The 18,767-nt window shown below is 63.1% G+C and carries 17 protein-coding genes; 9 read left to right on the top strand and 8 right to left on the bottom strand.

All coding sequences use genetic code 11. The annotated features are described in order from the left end of the window. Positions 1-1,206: 1,206 nt before the first annotated feature. Positions 1,207-1,314, top strand: a complete 108-nt coding sequence (locus NL528_RS06940; RefSeq protein ID WP_309181955.1) for a hypothetical protein — start codon at positions 1,207-1,209, stop codon at positions 1,312-1,314. Between the two features lie 253 nt (positions 1,315-1,567). On the opposite strand, the gene NL528_RS06935 is transcribed toward NL528_RS06940, so the two are convergent. Genes NL528_RS06935 through NL528_RS06910 form a run of 6 tightly spaced genes read right to left on the bottom strand, consistent with a single transcriptional unit; the run spans position 1,568 to position 7,231 of the window. Then, positions 1,568-1,849: a hypothetical protein gene (locus tag NL528_RS06935; protein WP_309181954.1), complete on the bottom strand. Its 282-nt coding sequence runs from the start codon at positions 1,847-1,849 to the stop codon at positions 1,568-1,570. A gap of 37 nt (positions 1,850-1,886) precedes the next feature. Beyond that, positions 1,887-2,057 carry a hypothetical protein gene (locus NL528_RS06930; protein WP_309181953.1) on the bottom strand — a complete coding sequence of 57 codons (171 nt, stop codon included), beginning with the start codon at positions 2,055-2,057 and terminating at the stop codon, positions 1,887-1,889. Positions 2,058-2,080: 23 nt separating this feature from the next. Further along, positions 2,081-3,496, bottom strand: a complete 1,416-nt coding sequence (pyk, locus tag NL528_RS06925) for a pyruvate kinase (RefSeq protein ID WP_309181952.1) — start codon at positions 3,494-3,496, stop codon at positions 2,081-2,083. A 3-nt stretch (positions 3,497-3,499) separates the two neighbouring features. Then, a complete protein-coding gene (locus tag NL528_RS06920; RefSeq protein ID WP_309181951.1) occupies positions 3,500-4,810 on the bottom strand; it encodes a glycerate kinase in 1,311 nt (436 codons plus the stop codon). Continuing rightward, positions 4,803-5,876 carry a tartrate dehydrogenase gene (locus tag NL528_RS06915; RefSeq protein ID WP_309181949.1) on the bottom strand — a complete coding sequence of 358 codons (1,074 nt, stop codon included), beginning with the start codon at positions 5,874-5,876 and terminating at the stop codon, positions 4,803-4,805. The genes NL528_RS06920 and NL528_RS06915 overlap by 8 nt, the downstream gene beginning before the upstream one ends. A gap of 47 nt (positions 5,877-5,923) precedes the next feature. Beyond that, the gene (locus NL528_RS06910) at positions 5,924-7,231 is read right to left on the bottom strand and encodes an MFS transporter (RefSeq protein ID WP_309181948.1); all 1,308 of its coding nucleotides are present in this window, start codon (positions 7,229-7,231) and stop codon (positions 5,924-5,926) included. Positions 7,232-7,374: 143 nt separating this feature from the next. Here NL528_RS06910 and NL528_RS06905 point away from each other — a divergent pair, with 143 nt between their 5' ends. The 5 genes from NL528_RS06905 (at position 7,375) to NL528_RS06885 (ending at position 13,547) form a co-directional block, all read left to right on the top strand. Continuing rightward, positions 7,375-8,280 carry a LysR family transcriptional regulator gene (locus tag NL528_RS06905; RefSeq protein ID WP_309181947.1) on the top strand — a complete coding sequence of 302 codons (906 nt, stop codon included), beginning with the start codon at positions 7,375-7,377 and terminating at the stop codon, positions 8,278-8,280. 142 nt (positions 8,281-8,422) lie between these two features. Beyond that, on the top strand, positions 8,423-9,940 hold the full coding sequence (locus tag NL528_RS06900) for an AMP-binding protein (RefSeq protein WP_309181945.1): 1,518 nt from the start codon (positions 8,423-8,425) through the stop codon (positions 9,938-9,940). 215 nt (positions 9,941-10,155) lie between these two features. Then, complete coding sequence (locus NL528_RS06895; RefSeq protein ID WP_309181944.1) at positions 10,156-11,271, top strand: hypothetical protein; 1,116 nt, start codon at positions 10,156-10,158, stop codon at positions 11,269-11,271. Positions 11,272-11,452: 181 nt separating this feature from the next. Continuing rightward, positions 11,453-12,424: a S1C family serine protease gene (locus NL528_RS06890; protein ID WP_309181943.1), complete on the top strand. Its 972-nt coding sequence runs from the start codon at positions 11,453-11,455 to the stop codon at positions 12,422-12,424. Positions 12,425-12,461: 37 nt separating this feature from the next. Next, positions 12,462-13,547, top strand: a complete 1,086-nt coding sequence (locus tag NL528_RS06885; RefSeq protein WP_309181942.1) for a dienelactone hydrolase family protein — start codon at positions 12,462-12,464, stop codon at positions 13,545-13,547. 42 nt (positions 13,548-13,589) lie between these two features. Here NL528_RS06885 and NL528_RS06880 read toward each other — a convergent pair whose 3' ends face one another. After that, complete coding sequence (locus NL528_RS06880) at positions 13,590-14,489, bottom strand: SDR family oxidoreductase (protein ID WP_309181941.1); 900 nt, start codon at positions 14,487-14,489, stop codon at positions 13,590-13,592. 36 nt (positions 14,490-14,525) lie between these two features. Then, positions 14,526-15,266, bottom strand: a complete 741-nt coding sequence (locus NL528_RS06875; protein WP_309181940.1) for an SDR family oxidoreductase — start codon at positions 15,264-15,266, stop codon at positions 14,526-14,528. A 120-nt stretch (positions 15,267-15,386) separates the two neighbouring features. Here NL528_RS06875 and NL528_RS06870 point away from each other — a divergent pair, with 120 nt between their 5' ends. The 3 genes from NL528_RS06870 (at position 15,387) to NL528_RS06860 (ending at position 18,680) form a co-directional block, all read left to right on the top strand. After that, positions 15,387-16,325: a LysR family transcriptional regulator gene (locus tag NL528_RS06870; RefSeq protein WP_309181939.1), complete on the top strand. Its 939-nt coding sequence runs from the start codon at positions 15,387-15,389 to the stop codon at positions 16,323-16,325. Positions 16,326-16,477: 152 nt separating this feature from the next. Then, positions 16,478-17,800 (top strand): hypothetical protein, encoded by a 1,323-nt coding sequence (locus tag NL528_RS06865; protein WP_375144043.1) that lies wholly within the window; start codon positions 16,478-16,480, stop codon positions 17,798-17,800. Between the two features lie 7 nt (positions 17,801-17,807). Beyond that, on the top strand, positions 17,808-18,680 hold the full coding sequence (locus NL528_RS06860) for a hypothetical protein (RefSeq protein WP_309181937.1): 873 nt from the start codon (positions 17,808-17,810) through the stop codon (positions 18,678-18,680). Positions 18,681-18,767: the final 87 nt, after the last annotated feature.

Here is an 18,767-nt window from a genome sequence, read left to right as displayed (position 1 = left end):
AAAGCGCCACCTGTCTGCAGATCTCATAGGACTTTAATCACATTTGTTAATAAGTGCGAATGTTTTCTTGGAAGGGACTGGGCCGACAGCTTGCGTGATTTGCCCGTCGGGCAACGCAAGCAGTTGTGGCGGTGATGGACCAAGGGTACCGCGTGGTCTAAGCCGGGACGAGGTCGTCGATCGACCTGATCTTGTTCTCGCAGGCCGCGATGCCAATCAGCATCGCCTCCGCGATTCGGTGGTGATAGAGGCTTTCGCTCAGCTTAACCGATCTGAACCACGCGAAGATTGTTGGTGTTGCCGGCTTCGCCTCAGATCAAGAGATTGAGACCGTCCCTGGTCCAGCTTGGTTGGCTAAAATAGTGTCCGCACTCGCCTCCGATTAATATCCGAGCCGTTGATTTGTTTCACGCTTGATGTTGGTTCGAGCTGTCACGCAGATGTTCAATTCATAAACGTGAATTTAGTGGAGGCAACAAATAGGTTTCCCCATTTTCAGTCTATCGCGACCTCAGCATTTGTTTTGCTTGGGCACGCCAGCGTCGGACAAGGCCCCCGGTGCGGACGGCCCCGTCCATTCCAAAGGAGAATGTCATGAGAGGACGAGTGATGGTGGTCTTAGCAGGTGCGGCGCTTGTCGGCAGCCTTGTAGCTACTGATGCACAGGCACGCGGAGGCGGAGGACACGGAGGCGGTGGCGTCGGTCACATCGGCGGTTTCGGCGGAGCTCACATCGGAGCTCGCGCGGGTGGCTTCGGCGGAGCTCGCGTCGGAGGTATTGGCGGACGTTATATGGCGGGCATTTCCCGAGGTGCCGTTAGGTATGCGACGGGAACTGGCAACGGAACGGGGATTGGCAACAGGACGGGCATTCGCTACGGAACGGGCATTCTCCGTGATCGCTTTTTGATTTTAGCAGCGTCTGCGTTTGCGCAAAATGCGACAGCTAACGGCTCCGCCGGTGCTGGCTCCACGGATGCTTCTGGGCCTGCGCCCGCATCATCTGGTGCAGTTCCGGTCGGAGGCCCGTCGCAAGAGACGATTTCGGGTCCAGGCTTCACCATCGTTGGTCGCAATGGCGTTTCCGCAAAAACAGTAGGAATGGCTCCGGCCTCTTCCTCCCCTGCTCCGTCAAACACACAGAACCAGGCCGCTCCTGCGTTTCGGAGTGGCAATCTTGTTCGGCTGCGTTCAGGAGGACCATTGATGACCGTCAAAGATATCAAGGGCGATCAGGTGGATTGCTTTTGGACCGACGTGACTGGCCAGATTAACGCCGATAGTTTCCCCGTTGACGTGCTCCAGATGGGATAACAGTGCCTGCCGCGGCGCGATGTCGCCTGTTCGCACGAACGGATGTGACGGGTTGACCTGACGATGTCAGTTCGTCAGGGTAAGGCGGACATTGCGGTTGGCGGCTCAATGGTCGGAGTGTAGTCCACTCAGAATTTGAGTGGCCGATATTGCCTTTCCTGACTTGCCTTTCCTGACTTGCCTCTCGGACGCAAAATGCCGGGTTTTGCACATTCCGCACAATGCGCAGTCCTTGCGAAGGGCCTTCACGCGGCTAACGAATGATCGTCGCAGCGGAGGGGTAACGTTTCCCGCGCAAATTTTCGTTGGGAACGAACTGTGCAAACACCTCCTTGACGCGGTTCGCAGGAGTGACATCGCGCGTAAAGCGAAGCTCCGTTGTAGCCGCGATTTCGTCCAATCGAGGTGCGTAGAAGGCGCTTTCATACAGCGACCCGTTGAAGCGCAAATCGCCGTCGCCGAAGTAGGCGTCGGAAATAAACAAGAGGACAAACAGTGCCGATCCGACGACGGCAAAATATTTGAAAATGGGCATTGGGACGCGAGCCTCCTTCTCTTGAGGAAAGGATGCATCACTTGGCATAAAGGCCGGGTTTAAGGCCGCGCAGCTTTTGCCGGAGCAGTTGTTGGCCGGTTGGCGATTTGCGAAAACTTTTAATCAATCTTCCCAGGGCTTCCATCTCCGGCCACCGCTGCAGCTCGATGAAAGGGACGGTGCACACGCCGAAATGGCCGACGATCACTTTCCAAGCTGCGCGACCTTGGCCTAGCCGATCTGAACCACGCGAAGATTGTTGGTGGTGCCGGCTTCGCCAAACGGGACGCCGGCGACCACCACAATGACGTCGGTCGGCTTTGCAAAATCCTCGGCCAGCGCCGTCCTGGTCGCGCGATCAACCATTTCCTCGTAGCTATGGACGTCACTGGACAGGACGCTGTGCGCCCCCCAAAGCAGGCAAAGCTGCCGGGACACCCGTTGATCCGGCGTAACGGCGAGGATCGAGACCTTCGGGCGCTTGCGGGCGATGCGGGCCGCCGTGGTGCCGCTAGATGTGAATGCGACGATGGTCGATGCATGAAGAACGGCCGCGAGATCGGCGGCAGCGGCGGCAACCGCGTGCGGCGCGGTTTCCTCCTCGCCGGGCTGGGCGGCATCGATGATCGAGCGATACATCTTGTGCCGTTCAGTGCTTTCGATGATGCGGCTCATCATCGCCACCGCTTCACGTGGATATTGCCCGGTCGCGGATTCCGCCGACAGCATCACCGCGTCCGCACCATCATAGATCGCGGTCGCGACATCGGACGCTTCGGCGCGCGTCGGCGTTGGGGCCGCGATCATCGAGTCGAGCATCTGCGTTGCCACGATCACCGGCTTTCCGACCAGGCGGCAGCACCTGATCAGCTCCTTCTGCCGGCCCGGCACGTCTTCGTGGGGAATCTCCACGCCGAGGTCGCCACGGGCGACCATGACCGCGTCGGAGAGCCGGACAATGTCATCGATCTGTTCGAGCGCTGCGGGTTTTTCGATCTTGGCCATGATCCCGGCGCGATCACCGATGAGCCCGCGGGCTTCGATGACATCTCCGGGCTTCTGAACGAACGAAAGCGCCACCCAATCGACGCCCAGTTCCAGGCCGAAGGCGAGATCGGCGCGGTCCTTCGCCGTCAGCGGAGACAGATTCAGAACTGCGCTGGGGACATTCACGCCCTTGCGATTCGAGATGACGCCGCCGATGACGGCTTTCGCATCGATGAAATCGGGACCCACGCCGGTAACACGAACGCGGACCCTTCCATCGTCGATCAGGAGATCATCGCCAGGCTTGACTGCATCGAAGATCTCGGGATGAGGCAGCGGGATCGACATCCCGTCGCCGTCGGACCCGGACAGGATAAAGCGCACCTGTTGCCCGGCTGTGACGGCGAACTTCCCATCCTTGATGGTCCCGACCCGAATTTTCGGCCCCTGCAGATCCTGCAGAATGCCGATCGGCCGCCCGATCTTCAGTTCCAGCGCACGAATCGAGGCATGGACTTTGGCATGGTCCTCATGGGTGCCGTGACTGAAGTTGAGCCGGAACGTGTCGACGCCGGCGAGGAAGAGCGCTTCCAGCATTTCGGGCGATCCACTCGCCGGTCCGACGGTGGCGACGATCTTGGCCCGGCGATTGCGACGCATGGTTCAATCGGCCTGTCGGCCGCCTCTGGTGATCAGAACCGCTCTGATGTCGTTGACGTTGGTGCCGGTCGGCCCGGTGCAAATGAGGTCGCCGATCCCGGCAAAGAAACTGTAGCTGTCATGCGCGACGAGATGGGATCGCGGGTCAAGATTGGCTGTGCGGGCCAGCACAAGTGTGTCTGGGGTGACAAATGCTCCAGCCGCGTCTTCGGTTCCGTCGATGCCATCACTATCGGCCGCAAGCGCGAAAATGCCGGGCTCGCCGGCCATGGCGATGGCGAACGCGAGCAGGAATTCGGTATTGCGCCCGCCGCGCCCGGCCCGTCCCTTGCCGATCGTGACGGTGGTCTCGCCGCCGGACAGCAGCACGGCGGGCGCCGCGACGGGAAACCCATTGAGACGGCACGAACGCGCAATCCCCGCCATCACGACACCCAACTCACGGCTCTCGCCTTCGAGCGCGTCGCCCAGGATCAGCGGCGCAAGGCCCGCCTTCGCGGCGATTTGCGCCGCAACGGCCAGGGCGAGCGAGGGAGCGGCGATGACGCGGACGGAATTTTGTGCGGAAAGGCTTTTCGGCGTCTCCTCACACGCGGCGAGTACCGCCTGCGCAGCGGGCGGCAGATCGATTTTGTAACGTGCAATGATTTCGTGCACATCGGCCAGCGTGCTGGCGTCCGCAACAGTTGGTCCCGACGCGATCGCAGCGGGGTCGTCGCCGGGAATATCGCTGATCGCCAGCGTCACCACCCTGGCCGGGTGCGCGGCAAGCGCGAGGCGGCCGCCCTTGATGGCCGAGAGATGTTTGCGGACGGCGTTCATCTCGACAATATTCGCGCCGCTCGCCAACAGGCTGGCATTGACGGCCTGCTTATCGGCCAAAGTCATCCCGCCCGCGGGCAGAACCATCAGCGAAGATCCGCCGCCCGACATCAGCGCCACGACCAGATCGTCGGCCGTCAGCCCCTTCACAGCCGCCAGGATCCGGCGACCGGCCTCCTCGCTCATGGCGTCGGGCGTCGGATGCGAGGCCTCCAGCACCTCGATGCGCCCCGCGGCTGCGCGCTGCCCGTGCCGGGTCACCACGACACCGCTGAGATCGACGTCACCCCAGGCTGCATCCAATGCCGCCGCCATCGCCACCGAGGCCTTGCCGGCCCCGATTACCACGCAGCGGCCCTTCGGTCTTTCCGGCAGATGCCGCAGCACGGCCGCCCCGGGATCGGCGCTGGCCACCGCAGCGTCGAAGACGTCCCGCAGCACGGCTCGCGCCTCAGCGTCGCTCCAGCGCGTTGGTGACGGACCGTCAGACATTGGAGCTTTGGATGGCCTCCACCACGGCATCCGTCACGTCTTTGGTCGTCGCGGTGCCGCCGACGTCCGGGGTCATGATGCCGGCGCCGGTGACCTTTTCCACGGCGCGCATCAGCCGAGCCGAGGCGTCCGCCTCGCCGAGATGATCGAGCATCTGCGAGGCGGTCCAGAAGCTGGCGACGGGGTTGGCGATGCCTTTGCCGGTGATGTCGAACGCCGAGCCGTGGATCGGTTCGAACATCGACGGAAAGCGGCGCTCGGGATCGATATTGGCGGTGGGCGCCACGCCGAGGCTGCCCGCCAGCGCGCCGGCGAGATCGGACAGGATGTCGGCGTGCAGATTGGTGGCGACGATGGTATCGAGGGTCTGTGGCTTGAGCGTCATGCGAACCGTCATAGCATCGACCAGCATCTTGTCCCAGCGGACGTCGGGAAATTCCTTCGACACCTCGTCGGCGATCTCGTCCCACATCACCATGCCGTGACGCTGCGCGTTCGACTTGGTGACCACGGTGAGGAGCTTGCGCGGCCTCGACTGGGCCAGCCTGAATGCGTATCGCATGATGCGCTGGACGCCGACCCGGGTGAAGATCGCCACCTCGGTGCCGACTTCCTCGGGCAGGCCGCGATGGACGCGACCGCCGCAGCCGGCGTATTCGCCCTCGGAATTCTCGCGCACGATCACCCAGTCGAGATCGCCGGTGCCGACATTGCGCAGCGGCGACGTGATGCCGGGCAGGATCTTGGTCGGCCGGACGTTGGCGTATTGGTCAAAACCCTGGCAGATCGGCAGGCGCAGGCCCCACAGCGTGATGTGATCGGGAACGTCGGGCGCACCGACGGCACCGAAATAGATCGCGTCGAACTTCTTCAGCTTCGCCAGACCATCGGCCGGCATCATGGCGCCGTGCTTGCGGTAATAGGCCGAGCCCCAGTCGAAGGTTTCGACGTTGAACTTGACGTCGCCCATGCGCTTCTGCAGGCTTTCGAGCACCGTGGTGCCGGCGGCGATGACTTCGGGGCCGATGCCGTCGGCGGGGATGGCAGCGATTGAATATTCACGCATCTGATTTCTCCAAGTGAACTGGGTTTGAGTGAATCGGGTTTGAGGGATTATCGTTGGGGAAGCGCGTCCGCGGCGGTTGCGGCGGGTGTGCGTTGTGATCGCGCCAGGACGAGGGTGAGAACGGCGGACAGCACCAGCAATCCGGCAACGAAATACAATCCGCCCTGGAAGCTGCCGGTGAGATCCTTGATCCAGCCGATCATCGCCGGGCCGACGAAGCCGCCGAGATTGCCGATCGAATTGATGGTCGCAATTCCCGCCGCGGCGGCGGAGCCCGACAGGAACATGGTCGGCATGCTCCACAGCGGCGGCTTTGCCGCGCTGATGCCGATATTGACTAGCGTCAGCGCCAGCAGGACGGCGAGCACCGTGCCGGCAAACCCGGCGAACATCAGACCGAGGGAAGCGAGCACGCAGGCCCCGACCACGTGCCAGGTACGCTCCCCGGTACGATCCGAGTGGCGCGCCCACAGCACCATCGCAACGACCGCGACGATACCGGGCAGCGCGTTCAGGAAGCCGACCTGCAGCGACGAGAGGCCGAACTCCTTGATGATCTGTGGCGCCCAGATGCCGAGGGTGTAGAGGCCCGCCGATGTCCCGAAATAAACCAGTGACAACGCTATGACGCGCAGGTCGGCGAGGCCGTGCCAGACACTATGACTGGCGGTTCCAGCCTTGTTGGCCGCTTCCGCATTCATCGTGTTCACCAGCCAGCGACGTTCGTCGTCGCGCAGCCATTTTGCTTTTTCCGGCCGGTCAGTCATGTAGAAGAGCACCACGACGCCGAGGATGAGGGCGGGGACCGCCTCGACGATGAACATCCATTGCCAGCCGCTGAGGCCGAGCACCCCGTGCATCTCAAGCAGCGCGCCTGACACCGGCGACCCAAGCACGGTGGACAGCGGCGCCGCGGCCATGAAAATGGCGGTGACAGCGGCGCGCTGACGCGCCGGGAACCAGTAGCTGAGATAAAGAATGATGCCCGGGAAGAATCCGGCCTCCGCCGCGCCCAACAGGAAACGCAGCGTGTAGAAGCTGTTCGGCCCCTGAACGAAGGCCATGGCCCCTGATATCAAGCCCCAGGTGATCATCACCCGGGCGATCCAGATCCGGGCCCCGACCTTGTCGAGAACGAGATTTGACGGCACTTCGAACAGGAAATAACCGAGGAAGAAAATGCCCGCGCCGAGGCCGAATACGGTCGGCGAGAAACCCAGCTCCTTGTTCATCGTCAGCGCCGCGAAACCAATGTTGACGCGGTCGATGAAGGCAATGAAGTAGAGCAGCATCACGAAGGGGACGATGCGCAGGGTGATCTTGCGCAGCACGTGCTTTTCGAGCTCGGCGCTCATGTGGGCTCCTCTCCTGGTCTGTCTTGCTTTTGATTTCCGCGCCGTCCGGCGCGTTGAAGGTCACCCTGCGACCCCAGCCGTCAGGACTCAATTGGCTGCCGTTTATACAAAAAAATGATATAATCTCCGTCCAGGAGAGAATGATGGATCTGCACCAGTTGCGATGCTTCGTGGCGGCGGCCGAAGAACTGCATTTCGGCCGGGCGGCGCAGCGGCTCGAAATGCTGCCCTCGGCGCTTGGACGCTTTGTCCGGCTGCTCGAGGAGGACCTCGGCACAAGGCTGATGACGCGCACCACCCGCAGCGTCACATTGACCGACGACGGAGCCGTTCTGCTCAAGGAGGCCCGCACCTTGCTCGCGCAGGCCGATACCCTGGCCGCCAAATTCCGCATGCGCGGTCGAAAGCAGGCGGCAACCGTGCGCGTGGGCGCGATCGACAGTGCGGCGGCGGGACTGTTGCCGATGCTGCTGCACGATTTCCGGGAACAGCGCCCGGATGTGACGGTCCAGTTGGCCGAGGAGAAGACCATCCGCCTGCTGCCGCGATTGCTGTCCGGCCGCCTTGACCTTGTCTTTGTCCGCCCGCCCGAACGCCCGGACAAGCGGCTGGAGTTCATGTTCCTGTTCCACGAAACGGCTGTGGTCGCACTCTCCGATCATCATCCATTGGCTTCGAAGAAGCGGATCAGCATTGCCGAACTCGCGGACCAGCCGCTGATCGTGCCCGAACGCCGTTCGCGACCGCATAGCCACGATCTCACGATGAAGCTGTTCGCCGAAGCCGGGCTTGAGGCGCGCATTGCCCAGATTGCCGATGAAAAGCAGACCATCGTCAATCTTGTGTCTGCCGATCTTGGAGTCGCGATCGTCCCGAAATGGACGTCACGCATGGCGGCACGCGGTGTTCGTTACGTCCGGCTCGCGTCATCCGACATGAACAAGCTGCCGCTGGCCGCAGCCTGGACCCGTGGAACACGCGATCCGATCAGGGACGACATGCTGGAGATGCTCAAGGACCGGCTGTCGCACTATGCGCGAGAGGCATGAAGCGAGCGCCTCGGCCATATGGACGCCGCGCCCGTCTTGAGTCACAACATCTCTCGCTGGTGACCAGGGTTCGGACGTTCGAGAACGTGCGCCATCGTTCGCAAACAACGACTTGGAAAAAGCCAGACGACGGGAGGCCTGCATGCTGATTCCCCTGGCCGACGTGCCGCGCTGGTACGCCGAGCGCAAACCGAAAGACGCGGTTGCGGTCAGCCATGGCGCGGATACGCTGACCTGGGAACAACTGGAGCGCGGCGCCAACCGACGCGCCCGCGCCTTTGCCGCCAAAGGCGTCAAACCCGGCGATTTCGTCGCCATTGGGCTACCCAACAGCAATGCGTTTTTCGAAACCAGCTTTGCAGTGTGGAAGTGCGGCGCGACGCCGACCTCGCTGTCGTGGCGGTTGCCACGCGGCGAGGCGGCTGCGGTGCTGGAGATTCTCAAACCGGCGCTGGTGGTCGGTGGCGAAGCCGACTGGAATGCGCCGAACGCGCTGCCCGCCAATTTCGTACCCGATGGTTTTTCCGACGAACCGCTGAACAACCCGGTGGCGCGCTATTGGAAGGCGATGACCAGCGGCGGTTCGACCGGCCGGCCCAAGGTGATCCTCGATCATAATCCCGCGGTGGTCGACACCGCAGCCGCGCCCCTGCTGGGAATGCCGCTCGGCGCGTCGCTGCTCAATCCCGGCCCGCTCTATCACAATGCGCCGTTCATCGTATCGCACTCGGCCTTGTTTGCCGGCGGACGCGTCACCGGCCTGGTCAAATTCGACGCCGAGGAGACGCTGCGCCTGATCGAAGCCAATCGGGTGCAATGGGTCAACTTCGTGCCGACCATGATGCACCGGATCTGGGCGCTGCCGGAGGCGGTGCGCAACGGCTACGACCTGTCGAGCCTGCAAATCGTGTTTCATATGGCAGCACCGATGCCGCCATGGCTGAAAGAGAAATGGATCGGATGGCTCGGACCTGAGCGGATCTGGGAGCTCTATGGCGGCACCGAGCGGCAGGGCGCATGCGTGATTTCAGGCGTCGAATGGCTGGCGCACCGGGGCTCGGTCGGCAAGATCGGCGAGACCAGCGGCCTTCGGATCATCGGCGAGGACGGCCGCGATGTCGCGCCCGGCGAGACCGGAGAAATCTATTTCCTGCCCAATGACGGCGCCGGCAGCACCTATCATTATCTCGGCGCCGAGCCGAAGCGCCGCGCGGACGGCTGGGAATCGCTCGGCGATATCGGCCGGCTGGATGCCGACGGCTATCTTTATCTCGGCGACCGGCTGGCCGACATGATCCTGCGCGGCGGCGCCAATATCTATCCGGCCGAGGTCGAAGCCGCCGTGACCGCGCATCCCGACGTGCGCTCCTGCGTCGTGGTCGGCCTGCCCGATCCCGAATTCGGACAGCGCGTGCACGCCATCCTCGAACTGCGGGAGGCCGCCGACGCCAAAGATGTCGTCGACGGCATGGGCGGCTTCCTGGCCGACCAGCTCAGCCGCTACAAGCATCCGGAAAGTTTCGAGATCGTCTCGGTCTGCCTGCGCGACGATTCCGGAAAAGTCCGCCGCACCCTGCTGCGCGACGAGCGCGCGGCGTGGCTGCAGGAAAACCGCCCGTTCCGGCTGATGCCGCGGCGCGCACCGGCCAAGGCCGAGTGACAGCCCGCGCGAGATTTCGCCGGTCAAACGCCCCCCGTGCGTTGCAGCGGCAGTTGCTTTTTCATATTATACAATCTTAAGATAAGTACCGGCGTGATTGCTTTATCCGGTTTCGCTGGTAGCGCCGCCGCTTTGGCGCGGAATTTCGATTTTCAGGCACGAGATTTTTTAGAGGCGTCATCGCCGAACGACGCCTCAGCATTTGGGGGGACGCCATGAACGCAATGACCTGGGCAAAAACATTAGCCGCCATAGGCTCGGTCCTGCTGATCGCTTGCATCGTGTGGATGGCAAGGGAAATCCCCCCGCCGGTGACGTCGATCGGCTGCCGCGAAAGCCTCAAGGTGGAACTGGCAGACCAAACCCAAAAAGACAGGGATAATGCGGGCAACCTTCGCATTGTCGGCGTTTCGCCGAAATCCGTCACCCTCGGCAGCCGGTTGTGCGTCGTCGTCGCGGGCGTCGCCGCGGCTGCCACAGAGGCGCAAAAGCCCGGCGCGACCCCTCCCGCTTCCGTGGCCGTCAATTTGTTCCTGAACGAGGAGGTGACCAAGCTCTCGGCCAAGGCAGCACCGGTTCCCGGCCCGCAAATGCTGACCTATCAATTCGGCGAGCACACCGATGCGTCATCCGACGAAGGCAAATTCTGGCGCGGCTTGCTCGCCGGCAAGACCATCGACGGCGTCATGGCGTTGAGCGTCGGCGTCTCTACTACGCAAAGCAGTGCGCCTACCGCCCTGGCACCGGGCAATATCGAGTTGGTCGTCTACAAGACCAGGATTCTCGCGGTTGGCGGCCTTGCGATGCTCATTCTGCTCGTGGCCTTCGTGGTGTTCGCTGCCAACTCCACCGTTCTTCGCGATACCCCCGATTTCGGTCCAAATGGTCCAACCGGCACCTACAGCCTTGGCCGGACCCAGATGGCGCTGTGGCTGGTGCTGTCGGTCGCCGGCTTCATATTCCTCTGGCTGACGCTCGGCTTCTATCTGCACGTCATCACCACCGCGGTGCTGGTGCTGCTCGGCATCAACGGCGCCACCGGGCTGGCGGCGATCGTGATCGACCAGCCCAAACTCGCCGCTCAAGGTGCTCAGGCCGCAGGCGCCCCACCCGCCAGAACCTCGATGGGTTTCATCGAAGATCTGATCTGCGACGCTGAAGGCGCCAAACTGCAGCGGCTCCAGATGGTGATCTGGACCTGCGTTCTGGCGGTTATCTTCGTCTGGAACGTGGTCGGGAATTTCGTGTTTGCCGACTTCGACACCAATTTGTTGCTGCTGATGGGAATCGCCAGTTCGACCTATCTGGGATTCAAGATGCAGGAAAAGTAGCTCGTCTGGCCGAGGCTGATCCCGGCGGTATTCACTTTAGACGATCCACACTTCCTGAACGGCAGCCGCCGCGATAGACTGTGAACCGGCTTTGCGACGGTTCCACCGTTTTCGATCTTTCCTCTCGACGAAAGCCGCTGTTTACTCTGGTTCCGGCTGATTTGTTGAATGGAGATTCGGGATGGTTTCGTTGACCGAATGGAAGGTACCGCCGGCCAATCAGCCGCGCCCGGGCGATTACAGTTTCGACCTCGACCGCACGCTTTCGTCGGTGGTCGGACTGCATTCGATCATTCCGCCCGACGCCTTCAGCGCGGAGACGCTCGGCACCGAACGCGCCGGCAATGGCGTGCTGATCGATGACGGCCTGGTGCTGACCATCGGCTATCTCATCACCGAGGCCGAAACCGTCTGGCTGCATCTCGGCGACGGCCGCGTGGTGTCGGGCCACGCGCTCGGCTTCGACTTCGAAAGCGGCTTCGGCCTGGTGCAGGCGCTCGGCCACCTCGATCTCGATCCGCTGCCGCTTGGTTCTTCCGCCGCCACCAAAATCGGCGACCGCGTGGTGGTCGGCGGCGCCGGGGGGCGGACGCGATCGGTCGCAAGCCAGATCGTGGCCAAACAGGAATTCGCGGGTTACTGGGAGTACCTGCTCGATGAGGCGATCTTCACCCATCCCGCGCACCCCAATTGGGGCGGCGCCGGGCTGATCGACAGCCGCGGCGAATTGATCGGGATCGGCTCGCTGCAGCTCGAACGCGAGCGCGAGGGCAAGGCCGAACACGTCAACATGATCGTGCCGATCGACCTGCTCAAGCCCGTGCTGGACGATCTGCGCAAGTTCGGCCGCGTCAATCGGCCGTCGCGGCCGTGGCTCGGCATGTACTCGACCGAGATCGACCACCGCGTGGTCGTGGTCGGCATCGCCGAGAAGGGACCGGCGGGCCGGGCCGAACTGAAGACCGGCGACGTGATCCTTGCCGTCAACGGCGACAAGGTCACCAGCCAGACCGGCTTCTACCGGAAAGTCTGGTCGCTGGGGCCGGCCGGCGTCGACGTGCCGCTCACGGTCTATCATGAGGGTGTCACCTTCGACGTGACGCTGACCTCGATCGATCGCGCCAAACTGCTGAAGTCACCAAGACTGCACTAAACAAGGCTGCACTAGATACGAAATACGGGAGCCCTCGATGAGCGAGGCCGTGGTGGACGACATCGTGGCCGTGCTGCCGCCGCTGTTGCAATCGCTGGAATCCCTTGGCTTCATTGCGCGCCATCTCAACCCGCCGGATTTCGGCCGGGTGATGCACGCCGCCGGCGCGCCGGACCAGGCGTTGCGCGCGGTTCGGCCGCGGCTGGCGGAATGGCCGGAGCAATTCGCCGGCATCCGAACATCGCTCGAATCCGCCAGCGATGCAGCGCTGGCCGCCTACCAGGGCCTGCGCGCGGTGCAAAACGGCAATGGCGACATCGTCGCGGTGTTTCGCGCGCTGCGCCACGCCACGCGCGCGCAGGAGGCGCTCTATCCGCTGTCGGTGAAATTGCCGCCGGTCAGCGAGTTCTTTGTCGACCCCTCGCTGCGCGACGACACCGATCTGTTGGCGCGGCTCGCCCAGCCCGGCAACGAAAACACCGGCATCATGCATGACCACAACGAGCCCGGCAGCCGCGGCGGCTTCTCGCTCTATGTACCGGAATACTACACGCCGGATCGCGCCTGGCCGCTGGTGATGGCGCTGCATGGCGGCAGCGGCAACGGCCGCGGCTTTCTGTGGAGCTGGCTGCGCGATGCGCGCAGCCGCGGCGCGATCCTGGTTGCGCCCACGGCGACGGGAAATACTTCGAATAAGAGTACCTGGGCCTTGATGGGCGACGATACCGATACGCCGAACCTCGCGCGCATTCTCGATTCCGTGCGATCGCGCTGGAACGTCGATTCCAGAAAGATGCTGCTGACCGGCATGAGCGACGGCGGCACCTTCTGCTACGTGACCGGATTTGAGAGCGCCTCGCCCTTCACCCACCTCGCCCCGGTCGCCGCGACGTTTCATCCGCTGATGGCGGAAATGGCCGACGCCGAGCGGCTGCGCGGCCTCCCGATCCATATCGTGCATGGCCGGCTCGACTGGATGTTCCCGGTGCAGGTGGCGCGGCAAACGCAGCAAGCGCTCGCGGCCGCCGGTGCCGACGTCACCTACCGCGAGCTCGACGATCTCAGCCACACCTATCCGCGCGAGATGAACGGGCCGATGCTGGACTGGCTGCGCGGAGCATAGTCAACAAACCAGCGGCGCACGATGCGCCGCCGGTTCAGGATTTCACCCGTTGGCTTTGGGGTGGAGCAGGTCGGAAAATCCGACACGGTGCAGCATCTCGTTGCGAACCCGGTCGATCACGGCGAAGGCAACCTCGGCGCCGTCTTGCGTCGGATCGATGTGAACGCGGAACGGCCTCTGGCCGAACGGCATATCGACGATTTTGACGATGGCATCGGCCACCGACGCGGCGTCGGCCTCCGGTGGCACGATCGCCGAAAACGCCTTCATGATCTGCTCGCCGAAGCCGGCATAGGGGCCGGCTTCATATTCCGCGGCGCGCGCCCGATCGGCGGGCGAACCCGAATGCGCGAAATGATTGGTGCCGCCGGTGAACGCACCCGGCACGATGATCGAGGTTTCAATGCCCCAGCGCGACAGTTCGCGCGCATAGACCACGGCAAGCGCATCCATGCCGGCCTTGGCTGCAAAATAGGGCGCGAGATAGGGCGGCGTGCCGCCGGCCGAGCTGCTGCTCGACACCCAGACCAGCAATCCCCGGCCCTGCTTGCGCAGTTGCGGCAACGCCGCACGATTGACACGCTGGGTGCTCAGCACATTGATGTCGTAAAGTTCGGCCAGTTGTTCGGGCGTGAACGCTTCCGCCGGCCCGAACACCATATGGCCGGCGTTGTGCATCACGACGTCAAGATGCCCCTGTTGCGCGACGATCTTCGCAATCGCCGCGTCGGCCGAGTCCTGCGAACCGACGTCGAGTTCAAGCGCGCGCAGATCTACCTTGTTGTCGCGCGCAAATTTCTCGACGTCCGCGACGACAGCCGCGTTGCGGCCGGTGGTCTCACGCATTGACGCGTATACCGTGTGGCCGGCTTTCGCGAGCGCGTCGGCGGTCAGCCGGCCAAAGCCGCTGGACGCACCGGTGATGACGATAACCTGTTTCATGACATTTTTCCTTTTTGTGCGATTGCTTGATTTGCTTCAGACCATGCCGCCATTGGGGCGCAGCGTCTGGCCGTTGATCCAGCCGCCGTCCGGGCCGGCGAGGAACGAAACGCTGGCTGCGATATCCTCGGGCGTGCCGAGCCGCTCCAGCGGATTCATCTTCGCCATGCGCTCGATCAGCTCCGGCGATTTGCCGTTGAGGAACAGATCCGTGGCCGTCGGGCCAGGCGCCACCGCGTTGACGGTGATCGAACGGCCCCGCAGTTCCTTCGACAGCACCGCCGTCATGGTTTCGATCGCGGCCTTGGTGGCGGCGTAGACGCCATAGGTCTCGAGCTTCACCCCGACGACGCTGGTCGAGAAATTGATAATGCGTCCACCATCGCGCAGCCGTATCGCGGCTTCGCGCATCGCGTTGAAACTGCCCTTGAGGTTGATCGCGATCTGCTGGTCGAACAGCGCATCGTCGCTGTCGGCGATTTTTGCGAGCTTCATGATGCCGGCATTGTTGACCAGCACGTCGACCCCGCCGAAGGCGGCTTCCGCCGCATCAAACATGCCGCGCACCGCGCTGGGATCGCTGACATCGGCCTTGGCGGTCAGCGCCCGGCCGCCGTTACTCTCGATCTTACGCGCCAGCGCCTCGGCGGATTTGGTGTCGCCGGCATAGTTGATGACGACGGTAAAGCCGTCTTTGGCGAGCCGCCCGGCCACCGCCGCGCCGATCCCGCGCGAGGCGCCCGTAACGATTGCTACCTTGTTGGATTCGTTTGCCATTTCTGGTCTCCTCATGGTCTCGCGGCTGCTCCGCGTTCGATGGGAGAGAGCTAGACCTTTCCTCGTTCCGGATAATCATGCATTATCTGGCATCATAATTCGGGAATTACGAACAATAGGATGGACCGGTTCGACGCGATGCGGGTCTTCTCGCGGGTGGTGGAGCGACGCAGTTTTTCGCTGGCCGCCGAGGATCTCGGCCTGCCGCGCTCCACGGTAACGGACGCGGTGAAGGGGCTGGAAGCCCGCCTCGGGGTTCGACTACTCGAGCGGACCACCCGACAGGTGAGCCCGACGCTGGATGGCGAGGCCTACTACCGGCGCTGCCTGTCATTGATCGCCGATCTCGAGGATGCCGAAGGTGCGTTCGGCGGTGCCAGGCCGAAGGGACTGCTGCGTGTGGATGTGCACGGAACGCTGGCGCGTCATTTCGTGATGCCGCGCCTGCCCGAATTCCTCGCCGAATATCCCGGCATCGAACTCTACATCAGCGAGGGCGATCGGCTGGTCGATCTGATCCGCGAAGGAATCGATTGCGTCCTGCGCGTCGGCGATATCAAGGACAGCGACATGATCGCGCGCCGCGTCGCCATGCTTGATGAGATCACCTGCGCCGGACCTGCCTACATCGATCGCATCGGTCAGCCTGCGAGCGTCGACGCGCTCGGCGGCCACATCATGGTCGGCTTCCATTCGTCGGCGGCCGGGACGCTGCTGCCACTTGAGTTCGTCGTCGATGGCGCCGTGCGCGAGGTGAGGTTGCCGGCGATGGTTTCGGTCAACGGCGCCGAGAGCCTGGTCGCCGCCGCGCGCCTCGGGCTGGGGTTGATTCAGGTGCCGCGTTATCACGTCGAAGACGATCTGAAACGGGGAACGCTTGTCGCCGTACTGCCGGACTGTCCGCCGTCGCCGACCCCGGTCTCGTTATTGTATCCACGCCATCGCCAACTATCGCCGCGTGTCCGCGTGTTCATCGATTACGTAATGCGGGAGTTCGGTGCCGCGCGAGGCAGCGATCATGAGCGGAGCCCTGCCGATGTTGCTCGCACACGTTGGTGATGCCCTGCCGATCGCTGTTTCAAGGCATCGTGATGCCCGCATCATTGCAGGCGTCCTACATAATCTCGTCTGAATCTGGCTGCAGACATGCAGCATGTCGCGAGCAGCGGGGGCGCTGTTCAGTTGGTCTCGAACCTTACGGAATTTTCATGATGCCCCCGAACGACGCCTTCGTCCAACAACCCCTTCCTTCCCGCTCATCTGCTTCCGTGCTGCTATCGAAAGGCGTGGCGCGCCTCGAAGGCACGTTGAAACTAACGACCGCGATCCTTGCGCTCGCGGCCGGCGTCTATACTTTTCTCGGTGTTCGCGAACTGTTGAACGGCAGCCCGGGCATGGTGTTGTTTGCCGCGGTGATCTATTCGGTCGCGGTGTCGGTCGGCATCTATGCGTTCTGGGTGTTCCTGATGCATTTCATGCCACATGTGGTCTCTCGCAGCGGCCGTGGCCTGATGATCGGCTGTCTACTGCTGGGATCGCTGATGATCGTGGCGATGTCGTCCTGGCTGAACGCCTCGGCGCTCGCCGGCGCGGCGGCGATCCAGCAGCATCTCGCCATTACGGTGCAGAACTATACCCGTGATCTCGACACCGCGAACACCAACGCCATCGCGGCACAGGGACTGTTGCCGGATATCCAGCTGGCGTCGTCCCGCTTCGCGAAGCTCGCCGACGCCGAACGCGCCGGTTCGCTGACGGGCACCGCCGGGTCCGGCACCGTGGTACAGCTTCTCACGCAAATGTCCGGGCAACTCGATAGTCTCGGCCAGCAGGTCCAGGCTTCGGACAAACGTGTCTCGGCCTTGTACGAGCAGGGAAGTAAAAGTCTTGCCAGGATGCGGGAGTTGATTTCCGACCGCGGTCCGATTTCGGCGCGCAGCGATGCATTGGCAACCGAGTCCCTGACGCTGATGGGCGTGATCGCCAATCTGCAGCAGACCTCGGTTGCGCCGGCGGTCAAGCGCGCCGCGACGTCGCTGTCATCGAGCTTCATCGCGCCCGCCGCGGGCGGCCGTACGGCCGATCTTGCCGATCGCCAGAATGCGGTTGTCGGCAAGGTAGAAAGCTCGATTGCCGCGCAGGCGGCGTCGCTCTCAGGTGCCGCGGACAAGATCCTGGCAATGCCGAAGGTCGAACCGATCAGGTTTCAGACCTTGTCGCCCGCCGAAGCGGTGTTGCGTTATGCCGGCGATTTCGTCCCGAGCTGGGCCGGCGCGATCTCGATCGACCTGATGCCGGCGGTGCTGGTCCTGATCCTGTGCGTGGTTTACGCCGCGATCCGGCGCGAAGGATTGCCGGCGGTCAGCCCGTCCAACATGACGGTGGGCGAACTGGTCGCGGCCTTGCAGATGGCCCGCGAGGTCGGAGCGGCACAGCGCTCCGAGCCAGGGGTAGCGAAACCCGATTCCGAACCTTCTGCCGGGCCGGCCGAGGAGAACGTCACTGCGCTGTCGTCGGCCCGGTACACCAAATAGCACGGCGATGCCGACCCTTCCGCGACGCTTTCAGACTTGGCTGCCCGACAATCCGGATGAAGCCGTGCTGCGCTGGATTTTCCGCGGCGTCGTGACCGTCACGATCGTTTTGCTGGCGGCCGACCTCGCCCGCCTGAACGGATGGATCGTTTATTCCGACCTCGCGGCAGCGCCGACCGAGATCCAGGAGAATCTGCCCTCCCTCAATCTTCCCAGCCTGCCGTCGATCCTCGCGCCGCTCCTGCCGGATGGCGACAAACGACTGACGCCGCTGCCAAAGCCGGAAGGCATCCTGGCAAACCCGATGACGATCGAGTTGCTGGGCGGCGGCAAGTTGATGGTGACCGGCACCATCACGCCCGGAATTTCCAAAGCCTTCGCAACCGAGATCGACAAACGCGGCGATTACATCAAGACCGTGGTGCTGAATTCGCCGGGGGGTTCAATTGCCGATGCGATGGCGATGGGACGGCTCATTCGCGAGAAGAAGCTTTCAACCGAAGTCGAGGCCGGAAAATACTGCGCCTCCTCATGCCCGCTGGTACTCGCGGGCGGCATCGAGCGTCGCGCCGGCGACAGGGCCATGATCGGCGTGCATCAGGTGGCGGCGATCACCTCTGCAGCCAATAGCCCGCCGCGCGACGAGATGAGCGTGACGCAAGACATCTCGGCGCGCTGCCTGCGCTATCTCGCCGAGATGGGCGTCAATCTGCAGGTCTGGGTGCATGCGATGGAGACGCCACACGACAAATTATTCGTCTTCAAGCCGGATGAATTGAAGGCGCTCAATCTAGCGACGACGATACCGGCTGCAGCACCCGCGCCGCCTGTGCCCGCGAAGGTGCGATCGTCAGAGAGCGCCATCGCGGCCCCGCGATGAGCGCAATTGCGCCCACGCTGGGGCCGTATTCGCCGGACCATGCGGAACCATCCTCGCCTACCCACGTTGTCAGCGGTCATTGGAGGT

It is taken from the genome of Bradyrhizobium sp. Ash2021 (assembly GCF_031202265.1).
Taxonomy (GTDB): Bacteria; Pseudomonadota; Alphaproteobacteria; order Rhizobiales; family Xanthobacteraceae; genus Bradyrhizobium.
Note: the sequence above shows the minus strand (reverse complement) of the source record. Positions and strands in the feature narration are given on the sequence as shown.